This is a genomic window from Streptomyces sp. NPDC026377 (assembly GCF_055567715.1).
Genome location: NZ_JBVHPV010000005.1, coordinates 326,392 through 339,270 on the forward strand (window position 1 = coordinate 326,392; position 12,879 = coordinate 339,270).

Consider the following 12,879-nt stretch of genomic DNA (forward strand, 5'->3'; position numbering starts at 1 on the left):
GAACGGCTCCGTACGAACGGCTCGCGCCGGCGACGGAACGGGGCCAGCGACGCTTAGATCAGCTCCACCAGGTCGGCGATCGAGTCCACGGTCGTGGACGGCCGGAACGGGAAGTTCTCCACGTCCTGCGGCCGGGTCAGCCCGGTCAGCACCAGGAACGTCTGCATCCCCGCCTCGAGGCCCGCCAGGACGTCGGTGTCCATCCGGTCGCCGATCATGGCACTGGTCTCCGAGTGCGCCCCGATCGCGTTCAGCCCGGTCCGCATCATCAGCGGGTTGGGCTTGCCCGCGAAGTACGGCTTCTTGCCGGTCGCCTTGGTGATCAGCGCGGCCACCGCGCCGGTCGCGGGCAGCGGACCCTCGGCGGAGGGACCGGTCTCGTCGGGATTGGTGCAGATGAACCGCGCTCCGCCGTTGATCAGCCGGATCGCCTTGGTGAGCGCCTCGAAGCTGTACGTACGGGTCTCGCCCAGCACCACGTAGTCCGGCTCGTGGTCGGTCAGCACATAGCCGATGTCGTGCAGCGCGGTGGTGAGCCCGGCCTCGCCGATCACGTACGCCGTGCCGCCGGGCCGCTGGTCGTCCAGGAACTTCGCGGTGGCCAGCGCCGAGGTCCAGATGTTCTCCACCGGCACGTGCAGGCCCATGCGGGCGAGCCGGGCCTGGAGGTCGCGGGGGGTGTAGATGGAGTTGTTGGTCAGGACCAGGAAGGGCTTGCCGGACTCCTTGAGCCCCTTGAGGAAGGCGTCCGCCCCCGGAATGGGGGTCCCCTCGTGGATGAGGACCCCGTCCATGTCGGTGAGCCAGGATTCGATCGGCTTGCGCTCGGCCATGGGTCGGACTCTCCTGCGGTGTGCGATGGGGTGAGCTGGGCGGTGCCGGGCGCACCGCGCTGTGCTGCACCGGCACCGCCCAGCCTAGTCAGGAACCGGCGGGTTTCACCTGGCCGATCTCCCCCGTACCCGATGGGTCCGGGGTGCGGACGGCGCCCGCTGGTCGCGCAGTTCCCCGCGCCCCTGTGGGGAACTCAGCGACGCCGCAGACGCCACGCCCCCGCGACCAGCGCCCCACCCCCGAGCAGCAGGGCGCCGGCCGAAACCCACCCAGGAACGGGCACCCCCGTACGTGCCAGCTCCGGCAGGCCCGCGAGCTGCGGCATCTCCGGCTCCACCGGCCCGATGCCGAACCGGTAGCCCCCCGACTCCCCGACCCACTCCCCGTCGTCCCCGCGCCGCTGCACCACCGCCGCGTTCGCGGTGACCTCGTTGGGCCGGGTGTCGGCCGTGAACCCGAGCCGGACCTTCACGGTCACGGTCTCCCCCGCCCCGATCACGAACCCGGGGAACCCGTCGTCGAACACCCCGATGTGCTCGTCCGCGTCCGTCCGTTCGAAGGGGACGGGGTGCGCGCGCCCCGCCGACGCGTCGAAGAACTCCAGCTTCGCCTGGGAGTCCTTGAGCGTCCGGTCCCGGTCGACGAGGACGACCACGGGGTGGATGTTGCGGCAGGTGTGCGCGGTGGTGTTGGTGAGGTCGACGTACCAGAACTGGGCGCCCCCGCCGGGGACGTACTCCGCCGGACCGCCGTGGATCCGGGTGTTCACGGGGAAGTCGGCCGCGGCCCGGTCCCCGCAGACGGGCTGGTTGGCGGCGGAGAGCGAGGCGTGCCCCTGCCGCCCCCGCGGCTCGCTCTCGTCGGCCGCCGCGACCGAGGGCGCGGACAGCGCCGTGGCCGCGGTCATGGAGATGGCGAGGGCGTTGCGCAGTCGCATGAGGGACCTCTGCTGCTCGCGGGCGTACGTCCACCGGGACCCTGCCACCGGCGGGCCCGCGCCACGCCCGCCCACGCCGGACCGGCCCCTGAAGTCCGCCCGATCAGCCGAATATCGGGTGAGCGGATCATCGTCACGGGTCTGACGTGTCGGCGTGCCTGACACGACTGACATGCATCACGCGCCTCACACGCCTGCCTCATCCACCTCACGCGCCTCACACACCCGACGCGCCCCCGAACCCCTCGCCCGTCACCCGACCCCATGCCCGAACACCGGCCCCAGGATCAGCCGCGCCGCGCCTTCCGCCACCGTGTGGGGGCCGCCGGGGGCCACCGACACCGGGACCGCCCGTGCGTCGCCGCCCCGCCGGGCCCGCTCCTCCAGGACCGCCTCCACCCCCCGGACGAAGCCGTCCTGCGCGCCCATGACCGTACGGCCGCCGAGCAGCACGCGGTCGATGTCCAGCAGGCCGACGAGGTTGGCGGCGCCGACGCCCAGGAAGCGGGCTGCGGCGGCGATGTCGCCGCGGGCCACCGATGACAGGCACAGCGCCTCGATGCAGCCGCGCGCGCCGCAGTCGCAGGCGGGGCCGCCGAGCAGGATCGTCTGGTGGCCGAACTCCCCCGCGCCGGTCCGCGCGCCGCGCAGCAGCGTGCCGCCCAGGACGAGTCCCGCACCCAGGCCCGTACCGAGGTGGAGGTAGGCGAAGGAGTCGGCCGGGCCGCGCAGGGCGAGTCCGAGGGCGGCGGCGTTGGTGTCCTTGTCCAGGACGACCGGCAGGCCCAGGCGCGCGGCGAGCGCGTCGCGCAGCGGGAAGCCGTTCCACTGCGGGAAGCCGGTGACCCGGTGGAGCACCCCGGTGTGGTGGTCGAGGGGGCCGGGGGTGGCCACGCCGACGCCGAGTATCGCGCGGCCGCCGATCAGCGAGGCGGCCTGCTCCGCCGCGGTCCCGACCACGGTGTCGTGGCCCGCGCCGAGGTCGAGCGGCACGGTCCGCACGCCCACCAGCGTGCCCGCGAGGTCGACCAGGACCGCGGTGAGCTCGTCGCGGTCGAGGTGCAGCCCCAGGGCGTGCCCGGCGGAGGGCACCAGCTTGAGCACCGTGCGCGGTTTGCCGCCGGTCGAGGCGCGGCGGCCCGCCTCGGTCGCCGTCCCCTCCGCCCGCAGCCGCGCGGTGATCTTGCTGACGGCCTGCGGGGTGAGGCCGGTGCGCTCGGCGAGCTCCAGTCTGCTGATGCCGGCCTCCCCGGCCGTCCGCAGCAGATCGAGCACCAGCGCGGCGTTGTGGCTGCGCAGGGCCGGCAGGTTGGCTCCCGAGTTGCTCCTGTTCACGCTCCCATTGTCTCCTGCGCTTGCACTTTGGCAACAGCGTTGCTTAAGTGGATGGCATGAACGCTCGTACGGACACCGATTCCTTCCGCGACCTCCGCGTCGGACTCGTGGGCTACGGCCTGGCGGGCTCCGTCTTCCACGCCCCGCTGATCGCCGCGACCGAGGGGCTCACCCTCGACACGGTCGTCACGTCCAGCCCCGAGCGCCGCGCGCGGGCCCGCGCCGAACACGGCGACGGCCTGCGGTTCGCGGCCTCCCCGGACGAGCTTCTCGACACCGGTCCCGACCTGATCGTGATCGCCTCCCCCAACAAGACGCACGTGCCGATCGCCACCGACGCCCTCAAGGCCGGCATCCCGGTCGTCGTCGACAAGCCGCTCGCGGGCACGGCCGCCGAGGCCCGCGAGCTCGCGGCGCTGGCGCAGGAGCGCGGTCTGCTGCTCTCGGTCTTCCAGAACCGCCGCTGGGACAACGACTTCCTGACCCTGCGCGCGCTGCTCGCGGCGGGCGAGCTCGGCGAGGTCCAGCGCTTCGAGTCCCGCTTCGAGCGCTGGCGCCCCCAGCCCAAGGGCGGCTGGCGCGAGTCGGGCGACCCGGCGGAGATCGGCGGTCTGCTGTACGACCTGGGCAGCCACCTCGTCGACCAGGCCCTGGTCCTGTTCGGCCCGGCGCTGCGGGTGTACGCGGAGGCCGACGTCCGCCGTCCGGGCGCCCAGGCCGACGACGACACCTTCATCGCGATCACCCACGCGGGCGGAGTCCGCTCGCACCTCTATGTGAGCGCCACGACGGCCCAGCTCGGCCCCCGCTTCCGGGTGCTCGGCTCCGCCGCGGGGTACGTCAAGTACGGCCTCGACCCCCAGGAGTCCGCCCTGCGCGAGGGCCTGCGCCCGGGCACCGGCGAGCCCTGGGGCCTGGAGCCCGAGGAGATGTGGGGCCGCGTCGGCTCCGGGGAGTCCCCGCTGACGGACGGCGGGCGCCCCGTCCCGACCCTGCGGGGCGACTACCCCGCGTACTACACGGCGATCGCCACCGCCCTGCGCGAGGGCGGCGAGCCGCCGGTCACCGCGCAGGAGGCCGCGGCGGCCCTGGACGTCCTGGAGGCGGCGCGCAGGTCGGCGCGCGAGGGCGTGACGGTGGAGGTGGCGCTGTGACGGCCCCGGCGAACACCCCGGCCCCCGCCTCCGCCCCGGCCTTCACGATCCCCGAACTGGAGGCGCAGGAGGCCGAACTGGAGCTGGCGCGGTTCACGTACGAGGACGCGTGGGTGCTCGGCTCACTGCTGCGGGAGCTGGCGGTGGCCCGCCGCGCTCCCGTGACGATCGACATCCACCGCGGCGCCCAGCAGCTCTTCCGCTGCGCCCTGCCGGGCTCGACCCCGGACAACGACGCCTGGGTCGACCGCAAGCGCCGGGTCACCGAGCGGTACGCGGCCGCCTCGTACCTGGTCGGCGCCCGCTTCCGCGCCAAGGACACGACGTTCGAGGCGTCCTCGCGCCTTGACCCCGACAGGTACGCGGCCCACGGCGGCTCGTTCCCGCTGCGGGTGACGGACGCGGGCGTCATCGGCACGGTGACGGTCTCGGGCCTGCCGCAGGTGGAGGACCACGCGCTGGTGGTGGAGGGGTTGCGGCGGTTCCTGGCCCGGTGAGCCGGCTGCCACGCCTGGTCAGGCGAGCTCGGAGGTGTCAAGGTCGAAGCCGAACGGCTCCGGGAGGGCCGGAGTCACTCGAAGACGGCCCGAGCCTCATGCCGGTAGCGACCGCCCTCGGGTCCCAGTGCACCCACGGCCTCGCCACATCGAATGCCACTTCGGACTGCGCAACGGTCATCGTGCCCTCCTCCGGACTTCAGCCTAGGCGTCCTTGAGCTCCTGGCGCTGCCTTCCCAGCCCCTCGACCTCCAGTTCTACGACATCCCCCGCCCGCAGATACGGCTTCGGCTCCGGCTGCCCCATCGCGACGCCCGCCGGGGTGCCGGTGTTGATGATGTCGCCGGGGTACAAGGTCATGAACCGGCTGACGTACCGGACGACCTCCGCGACCGGGAAGATCTGATCCGCCGTGGAGCCGTTCTGCTTCAGCTCGCCGTTCACCCACAGCCGCAGCGACAGCGCCTGCGGGTCCGGGACCTCGTCCCGGGTGACCAGCCAGGGGCCCAGCGGGTTGAACGTCTCGCAGTTCTTTCCCTTGTCCCAGGTGCCGCCGCGCTCGATCTGGAACTCGCGCTCGGACACGTCGTGCGACACCGCGTACCCCGCGACGTACGCCAGCGGGTCCTCGTCGTCGGCCACATAGCGGGCCGTGCGCCCGATGACGATCGCGAGCTCGACCTCCCAGTCCGTCTTCACCGACCGGCGCGGCACCAGGACGGTGTCGTCCGCGCCGACCACCGTGTCCGCCGCCTTGAGGAAGACGACCGGCTCGGCCGGGATCGCCGCCCCGATCTCGGCCGCGTGGTCGTGGTAGTTCAGCCCGATGCACACGACCTTCCCGACCCGGGCGACCGGCGGGCCGACGCGCTGCCCGGCCGCGTCGAGCGCGGGCAGCACACCGGTGTCGGCCGCGGCCCGTATCCGGTCCAGGGCGAACTCGTCGGCGAGCAGGTCGCCGTCGATGTCCGCCACCAGTCCGGACAGGTCCCGCAGGGTCCCGTCGGCGCCGAGCAGCGCGGGGCGCTCCCTGCCCGCCGTGCCTACGCGCAGCAGCTTCATGGTCTGTCTCCCTAGGTCGAGCCTGGCCCGGCCGATGGGTGGCGGCCATCGGAAGGATCGTTCGATCCTCCAAGGTCGAGGTCCACTCGGCAAGACCCCGTTCACACACTGGACTGTTACGCGCCGGTAGCCGCAGCCGCCGAGGGCGCTGTTTCGCGGTGTTCGCGGTACAGATACGCCCGCTCAAGGGCCGACCAGGTCGTACTGGTCACCACGTACAGCGCGGCGGCCAGCGGAACGACCGCCACCGTGATCAGCGTGCCGAACGACATCAGGGGCATGAGCTTGGTCATCGCGCCCAGCCCCGGCATGCCCTCCTGCTGGTCGGCCGGGACCAGCGGCTGGGCGGCGAGCTGCCGCTTGGTACGCCCGTAGTTGAAGACGGCGACGCCGGTGACGAAGACGAAGAGGCCGAGGTAGACGAGCCCCCGGCCGCCTATGAGCCCGCCGTCGCCGAGGGCGTCCGCCCAGTGGCCGCGCAGCGGGGCGGACAGCAGGGTGTGGTCGAGCAGCCCGGTGTGGCCGCCGCCGAAGCCGGAGTTGGAGAAGAGCTGGTAGAGCAGGAAGAACGCGGGCAGCTGGAGCAGACTCGGCAGACATCCGGAGAACGGCGACACCTTCTCCGCCGCGTGCAGCTCCGCGACCGCCCTGCGCAGCCGCTCGGGGTCCTTGCGGTGCTTCTTGCGCAGCTCGGCAAGTTGCGGCTGGAGCTTGGCGCGGGCCCGCTGGCCCCGGGCCGCCTGCCGGGACAGGGGATGCACGGCGAGCCGTACGAGCAGGGTGAACAGCACGATCGCGGCGGCGGCCGCGGAGCCGTGGAAGACCGGCTGGACGAGGTCGGCGAGGCGCTCGACCAGGCTGGCGAATACGTCGAACACGGACATGGGGAAAGCCTCCGGAGTCACGTCTGGGGGCGCGCGGACACGATGAGGTCGCGACGGTGTGCGGACGCGATGGCGTGCGGGCGCGTGCGGGAACAGAACGGCGTGACGGCCGGCGGAGGGCGCAAGGCAGAGAGAAGAAGGAGCGCAGCCCGGAGAAGGCCGGAAGGCCAGAGCCCCGGAAAAAGGGGCCAGGGAGGGAGCGCAGCCCTACGCGGCGGCCGTCAGAACGAGACCGCCGGGAGCCCGGGGCCTGGGCCGCCCGGAGGCGTCGGGATCGCGCTGCGGCAGGAAGGCGGTGCGCCGCTCACGGTCCCGAATCGCGGTGCGTATGCGCGTACGCGGCACCTTGGGCACGGCTCGGGAGGCGAGCAGCGCGCAGACGGCGAGGGCGGATCCGGCCGCGGCGGTGGCGGCCAGGGCGACGGCGCCGGAGAGGGTGGCGCCGTTGGCGAGCAGCAGCTCGGCGAGGAGGAAGAGGAGCAGGGCGAGGGCGCAGCGCACGGACGCCATGCGATGACGGCTCATGCTTCCCCCACCCCGTACCCGCTCGTATACGCGCGACACGCTCGTCCGCGCGCGCCGGCACACGTCCCCAATTCAGAACGCCTGTCCGACTCCTGACTCTTCTCACGTTATACACGACGGCTCGGACAATCAGCGCGGCCGAGTCGAGGCGAGCTTGCCCCACACGACGAGCCGGTACCGGGAGGTGAACTCCGGGGTGCAGGTGGTGAGGGTGACGTAGTACCCGCGCTCGTCGTACCCGTAGGCCGTACGGACGTCACTGCGCGGCACGGGCGCGATCACTCCGCCGTCCCGCGCGGAGGTCTCGGGGAGCGTCTTGTCCACCAGATAGGTGAAGACGGCGTCCCGCGTCTCGACGACGATCCGGTCCCCGGCCCGCAGCCGGTCGAGGTGGCGGAAGGGCTCGCCGTGGGTGTTGCGGTGTCCGGCGAGCGCGAGGTTCCCCACCCGGCCGGGCTGCGCGGTCCCGGCGTAATGCCCCACGTACCCCTTGTCGAGGACGCCGCGCTTGCTGATCCCCTCGGCGATGGGGGCGGTGACGCCGAGGGAGGGGAGGCGGAGGACGGCGTAGGGGCGGTCGGGGCGGGTCCGGGGGCCGGGCGCAGGGGCGGGGCCGGAGGAAGCCGGGCGCCCGGGCCCGGAAGGAGCGGCGGATTCGACGGCTCCGTCTGCACCGACAGCTCCGACAGCTCCGACAGCCTCGACGGCCGCATCCCGAGGGCGCACCCCCACCCCTGGCCCTGCCGCCTCCCACTCCCACTCCCGTTCAAGGGACCGCACGGTCTGCCGGGCCTCGTGCCGGGCCGCGCGATTGGTCCACCACAGCTGATGGGCGACGAGCAGGAGGAGGACGAGCCCGAGCGTGACGACGCCCTCGGCACCGGCCCAGAGGGCGCGCCCGAGGGGCCGGAGGCGGGCGCGGGGCCCGGGTCGGAGCCTCGCGGCCGGACGCACTCCACGAAGGGCCCGGCGACCGGCGGCCGGGCGGATACGGCCCGAGGACGTACGCACTCGGCGTACGAACCGGCGGGCGGCGCGCAGGGGCGCGGCCCGCCACCGCGAGCGCCCCTGCACCACCACGGGTATGCGCACGCGCGCACCATAAGGGCTGCCCCGTCAACTCACCAGGGCCGGAACACCCCTCCGCTTGGACCCCGCACAGCAGTACGGTGTCCCTCATGCGCCCCGACACTCCTGCCGATCACACGGATCACACCGCCGAAGCCGAGCGTCTGCTGCGCACCGCAGCGCAGTACCCCGAGGACCACGAGCCCCTGCTGCTCCAGGCCGCAGCCCATCTGGAGCTGTCCGGCGACCGCGAACGGGCCACCACGCTCTACGACCGCCTGCTGGCCGCCGACCCCGAGCAACCGGCGTTGATCAAGGCCTTCAAGGCGGCGAACCTCTGGGAGTACGGCCACGAGGCCGAGGCGCGGGCGATCATCGAGGGCGTCCGCGGCTCGGCGCCCCGGGACCCGGCCGCGTGGGAGATCGTGGCGGGGACGCTGGAGACGCACGACGAGCTGGACGCGGCGCACGCGACCCTGACGACGGCGCTCACGCTCCTGCTCCCCGCCGACGACCCCACGGCGGACATCCCGTACCCCACCCAGTCCCTGCTGACGGCCCGCCACCGCGTACGCCGCCTGCTTGCGCTCCCGCACGACTCCTGGGACGAGCTCGCGGACCGGCTGCACCGCGCCGAGATCACCCTGGACGAACTCCACGACCCCAAGCGCCTGTGGTCGCTGGGCTCGGACGACCCGGCGGAGCTGAAGGCGGAACTGGCCCGCCTGCGCACGGAGTTGGGCACGGCCAGGGCAGCCCTCTCCCGCCCGTTCCCGGTGGCGGTCCTGCACTGGCCGGCCCCCGAGCTGGACGAACTCCTCACGGCCTACCCCGACCTGGCCACGGAGTACCCGACCCACGACGCCCACCTCCTGGACATCGAGGCGTCCCTGCGCGAACTGTCGGCGACGGGCACGGCGAACCTGGGCATCGTGACGGGCACGGTCCCGTCCTACGAGGCCTTCGCAGCCTCGGAATCCTCCTCCCCGTCCAACGCGGACCTCCTCCCCCAGTACGCGACAACCCTGGCGGCCCGCGGCCGCGCGGTGCCGTGGCCGCCTCGGCGGGGGGAGGTCTGCTGGTGCGGGTCTGGGCGGGGGTATGGGGAGTGTCACGGGGAGGCGTAGGACCTTTCCTTGCCTCAAGAGGGCTGCGAACTGCATAGCTGACCAGCACTTCAATCCCGCTAGAGCCGGTACGCCCTCCACGCATGTCCCACCGTTCGCCCATACCTTCAGTTGGAGCAAGACTTGCCCACCGCTTCGACCCACAGCAGCACCGGCTATTTGACCGCCTTCGAGTCGCTCACCGTAGACCGCTCCAGCGGTAGCCCGGCACGGCATCAACCCATCGTTCTCCTCTGGGCAATGGGGCGGGCACTCCAACAGAAGCGGCGCCTTCTGTTTTGGCAAGACGCCCAGCGCATTTTGCGCCCAATTCTTGAGAAGCACTGCCGCCCGAACGCAACGCCGGACCCTTCGTACCCTTTCGTCGCTCTCCACCGATCGCCTCTCTGGCGGCTGGACGTACCAGATACCGATGTTCCGCAGGCCAGGGGATCCTCTGTCCGTCGCTGGCTTGACGAGCGCAATCCTCAGGCAGGCCTTGAGAAGCGCGTGTACGAACTGGTCAGCACGGACAACACGTTCCGCGAGCAGGCCGTGTTCTCTCTCCTTAGGCAATTCTTCCCAGAATCCTCTTGGGAGGAACTACTCATTGAGGTGGGACTGCAGCACGACGAGTTTGACGGATACGGCCATCCACCATATATTCCGGTAGGCGCGGTCTTCGAGAACCAGAGGGCCGCTTTCGACGCCAAGATACATCGGCAGATACAGGCAGGAATATCCGGCAAGCAAGACGAGGATGCTAAGTCGATCGTCCTATCTGGCGGCTACCCGAATGACGAAGACCATGATGACGTCATCGTCTACACCGGGCAAGGAGGGCAGACGGAAGGGCGACACACTCACGATCAGACACTAACCCGAGGCAATGCCGCGCTCGTCAATAACATTGCCTCCGGAATGCCCGTACGCGTGCTACGGGGCGCGGGCAACCACTCACCTTTCGCCCCGAAGACAGGGATCCGATACGACGGACTCTATCGTGTTGAGGAATACTGGCGAGACAAGTGTGCTGAAGGGTTCGTCATCTGGCGATACCGCCTGCGAGCTGTGGCGTCCACCCCACCGCCGGAGATGCATCCCATCGCTCCCCTCCGCGCCTCCACCCCCCCTACTTCCCTCCTGCCTCCTGAAGGTGGGGTAGAGCGCCCAGGTAGGCGCTCAATCACTGGCGATCGCATAGTGCGCAGCGCAAGGATCGCAAAGTACTTGAAGCACGTGCACAAACATAGCTGTCAAGTGTGCGGAACCCGTATTGAGATTCCTACAGGCGCATATGCCGAAGCCGCACACATACGACCACTTGGGACGCCGCACAATGGACCGGACACACTCGACAACCTACTATGCCTCTGCCCAAACCATCATGTCGAATTTGACTTCGGAATGCTGACCATAGACACGAACGGTATGGTCATAAAGGCGGGGTCGACCCACAGGACACCCCTGCGTACGGCGCCGGAACACTCGATAAACAGCGAACATCTCGCATATCATCGCGACCATATAGGCAGCCAAGCCGCCGGCAGAACACGGCCTCTGATATCAGGCGATTGACCCCACGAAGCGCGCATGCGCGCGATGGAGAGCTTCGTCGGGATCATAGCCGTGCGTCCTGAGCCAGAGCAGCAGGCCGGCGATCACCCCGATGGTCGTCTCGGCTGCCTCAACAACGCTAGGCGACGATGTCGCGTCCCCTCTGTCAGCTCCCAGGCAGCACAACACCAACATGGCTTCTGCAGAGGCCACTTGCGGGGCCTCAACGTGATCATCCGGTGCACGGAGTCCCGTGGCCAATTCACACCAGGTCACCTTCGTGTCTGCTTTGAGGATCACACCCCAACGAGTCGCAATGGCGTCCACAAGCGCCATACCTCTTCCCGACTCCTTCTCACCCTTTGCTGCGAGGAGGGTCGGAAGAGCCCGCACATCCGGGTCGGTGACTTCGAGGCGCAGGGACCCGCCGCGCATCGAGACGGCGAGGGTCGTCGGCGTCCCCCGCCCGACATGCGTGATGACGTTCGTGACCAGCTCCGTCACACACAGCTGGGCAGTATCGATCATGTGCGGCAGGCCCCAGATACCCAGATGTAACCGCATCGCGTTCCGCAGCCCGCGCAGTTCCTCGGGCTCCGCCAGGAACGGCAGACGCCACGGCTTCCTGGGGACCTTGAATCTGCACTCATTCACCTGAGCCACCCTTCCGCTTGCGAACCGGTTTCCAGCGTGTCAGTGGAACTCTCAATATGGAACTCTCAGAAGGGCCTTGCGGAAGCGTGGCGCCTTCGGTGCGCCCCCGGCGTGCGCTGTCTTGCCCACAGCGCGCTGTGCCGTGCACGCTCGGGTAGATCGACATGAAGGGTCATGACATGGCTGTTGGTCCGACCACCCGCAGACGCCAACTCGGTGCCGACTTGCGTCGGCTGCGCGACCTCAAGGGCCTCACCTTGGAGGAGGCAGGAGCACTCGTCGGTATCTCCAAGGCCACCCTGAGCCGCTACGAAACCAAGGAGGGGACCGTCAAGTGGCCGACTGTCGATGCCCTTTGCCGTGAGTACGGGGCTTCCGAGCAGGAGCGGCTGACGCTCGTCGAGCTGGCCAAGGGCGCAAAGATCCAAGGGTGGTGGCGGTCCCTCGCCGACCCGATCCCCGAGTCGATGAACCTCATGCTGACTCTGGAGGACGAGGTGGTCCGCGAGGACCACTACGCCTGCATGTATGTGCCGGGTCTCCTCCAGACCCGCGCCTACGCCGAGGCCGTACACCGTGCCTCCGAGATGCGCTGCTCCGAGCAAGAGATCGCGCACATGGTCGACATCCGCATGAAGCGGCAGGAGTTGCTCTCTCGCGAGGACGCTCCGCACATCTGGGCCGTGGTCGACGAAGCCGTTCTGCGTCGCCTGGTCGGCGGGCGGGACGTCATGCGGGAGCAGTTGATACACCTGCGTGCCCGGGCCGAGCAGCCCCACGTGACGGTCCAAGTACTGCCGTTCGTCAGTGGCGCTCATGCCGCGGCGGTCGGCAGCTTCGTCATCCTCGGCGGGCCCACCGCCGAACTCGACGTCGTCTACGTGGACATCATCGGCGGTGGCTTGTTCATGGAGAAGCCCGAGGAACTTGAGCGCTATAAGTTGGCGTTCGAATACCTGCGCGCGCAGGCGCTGGACATCGAAGCATCGGCCGCGCTCCTGGATCGGGCCTTCAAGGAGCTTTGATGGATCACGGCGATGGACACACCTCCTGGGTGAAGTCCACCTACAGTGGCGGCAGCGGTACGGAATGCGTCGAGGCCTCATTCACCACCCTCAGCACGGCCATACGCGACTCCAAGCGCCCCCAGGGCCCCCGCCTCGCCTTCAGCGGCCCCGCCTGGCAAACCTTCACCACCGCCCTCCGCCAAGACCGCCTCCCCACCCCCTGAAGCCCCCCGTTAGCCTCAGAGGCGACAAACCTCAG

Annotated in this window: 14 protein-coding genes; 6 read left to right on the top strand and 8 right to left on the bottom strand. The window is 70.3% G+C overall.

Features of this window, described 5'->3' with window-relative positions:
* Nucleotides 1-53: 53 nt before the first annotated feature.
* The 3 genes from ACZ4MU_RS13915 to ACZ4MU_RS13925 form a co-directional block, all read right to left on the bottom strand.
* Nucleotides 54-833, bottom strand: coding sequence for an HAD-IIA family hydrolase (locus ACZ4MU_RS13915; protein WP_406556684.1), 780 nt, complete (start codon nt 831-833; stop codon nt 54-56).
* A 194-nt stretch (nt 834-1,027) separates the two neighbouring features.
* Nucleotides 1,028-1,771 carry a hypothetical protein gene (locus ACZ4MU_RS13920; protein ID WP_467875229.1) on the bottom strand — a complete coding sequence of 248 codons (744 nt, stop codon included), beginning with the start codon at nt 1,769-1,771 and terminating at the stop codon, nt 1,028-1,030.
* A 252-nt stretch (nt 1,772-2,023) separates the two neighbouring features.
* Complete coding sequence (locus ACZ4MU_RS13925) at nt 2,024-3,106, bottom strand: ROK family transcriptional regulator (RefSeq protein ID WP_467875232.1); 1,083 nt, start codon at nt 3,104-3,106, stop codon at nt 2,024-2,026.
* Nucleotides 3,107-3,162: 56 nt separating this feature from the next.
* Here ACZ4MU_RS13925 and ACZ4MU_RS13930 point away from each other — a divergent pair, with 56 nt between their 5' ends.
* Nucleotides 3,163-4,260, top strand: a complete 1,098-nt coding sequence (locus tag ACZ4MU_RS13930; protein WP_467875234.1) for a Gfo/Idh/MocA family oxidoreductase — start codon at nt 3,163-3,165, stop codon at nt 4,258-4,260.
* Nucleotides 4,257-4,757 carry a heme-degrading domain-containing protein gene (locus tag ACZ4MU_RS13935; RefSeq protein WP_467875236.1) on the top strand — a complete coding sequence of 167 codons (501 nt, stop codon included), beginning with the start codon at nt 4,257-4,259 and terminating at the stop codon, nt 4,755-4,757. Before ACZ4MU_RS13930 ends, ACZ4MU_RS13935 begins: the two co-directional genes overlap by 4 nt.
* Before the next feature lie 204 nt (nt 4,758-4,961).
* Here the strand turns inward: ACZ4MU_RS13935 and ACZ4MU_RS13940 are convergent, their stop codons facing one another.
* The 4 genes from ACZ4MU_RS13940 to ACZ4MU_RS13955 form a co-directional block, all read right to left on the bottom strand.
* Complete coding sequence (locus ACZ4MU_RS13940) at nt 4,962-5,819, bottom strand: fumarylacetoacetate hydrolase family protein (RefSeq protein WP_467875238.1); 858 nt, start codon at nt 5,817-5,819, stop codon at nt 4,962-4,964.
* A 116-nt stretch (nt 5,820-5,935) separates the two neighbouring features.
* Complete coding sequence (locus ACZ4MU_RS13945) at nt 5,936-6,703, bottom strand: YidC/Oxa1 family membrane protein insertase (protein ID WP_467875240.1); 768 nt, start codon at nt 6,701-6,703, stop codon at nt 5,936-5,938.
* 207 nt (nt 6,704-6,910) lie between these two features.
* Entirely contained in the window at nt 6,911-7,228 is a 318-nt protein-coding gene (locus ACZ4MU_RS13950) for a DUF6412 domain-containing protein (RefSeq protein WP_467875243.1), read from the bottom strand.
* Between the two features lie 129 nt (nt 7,229-7,357).
* Nucleotides 7,358-8,182 carry a class E sortase gene (locus tag ACZ4MU_RS13955; RefSeq protein ID WP_467875540.1) on the bottom strand — a complete coding sequence of 275 codons (825 nt, stop codon included), beginning with the start codon at nt 8,180-8,182 and terminating at the stop codon, nt 7,358-7,360.
* A 224-nt stretch (nt 8,183-8,406) separates the two neighbouring features.
* Here ACZ4MU_RS13955 and ACZ4MU_RS13960 point away from each other — a divergent pair, with 224 nt between their 5' ends.
* Together ACZ4MU_RS13960 and ACZ4MU_RS13965 are read left to right on the top strand one after the other, a co-directional pair.
* Nucleotides 8,407-9,423 (top strand): SEC-C metal-binding domain-containing protein, encoded by a 1,017-nt coding sequence (locus tag ACZ4MU_RS13960; RefSeq protein ID WP_467875246.1) that lies wholly within the window; start codon nt 8,407-8,409, stop codon nt 9,421-9,423.
* A gap of 159 nt (nt 9,424-9,582) precedes the next feature.
* Nucleotides 9,583-10,980, top strand: coding sequence for a YDG/SRA domain-containing protein (locus ACZ4MU_RS13965; protein ID WP_467875249.1), 1,398 nt, complete (start codon nt 9,583-9,585; stop codon nt 10,978-10,980).
* Here the strand turns inward: ACZ4MU_RS13965 and ACZ4MU_RS13970 are convergent.
* Nucleotides 10,969-11,613 carry an ATP-binding protein gene (locus ACZ4MU_RS13970; protein WP_467875252.1) on the bottom strand — a complete coding sequence of 215 codons (645 nt, stop codon included), beginning with the start codon at nt 11,611-11,613 and terminating at the stop codon, nt 10,969-10,971. The genes ACZ4MU_RS13965 and ACZ4MU_RS13970 overlap by 12 nt on opposite strands.
* 179 nt (nt 11,614-11,792) lie before the next feature.
* Here ACZ4MU_RS13970 and ACZ4MU_RS13975 point away from each other — a divergent pair, with 179 nt between their 5' ends.
* Entirely contained in the window at nt 11,793-12,638 is an 846-nt protein-coding gene (locus tag ACZ4MU_RS13975) for a helix-turn-helix domain-containing protein (RefSeq protein ID WP_467875254.1), read from the top strand.
* Nucleotides 12,638-12,844, top strand: coding sequence for a DUF397 domain-containing protein (locus ACZ4MU_RS13980; RefSeq protein ID WP_467875257.1), 207 nt, complete (start codon nt 12,638-12,640; stop codon nt 12,842-12,844). The genes ACZ4MU_RS13975 and ACZ4MU_RS13980 overlap by 1 nt, the downstream gene beginning before the upstream one ends.
* Nucleotides 12,845-12,879: the final 35 nt, after the last annotated feature.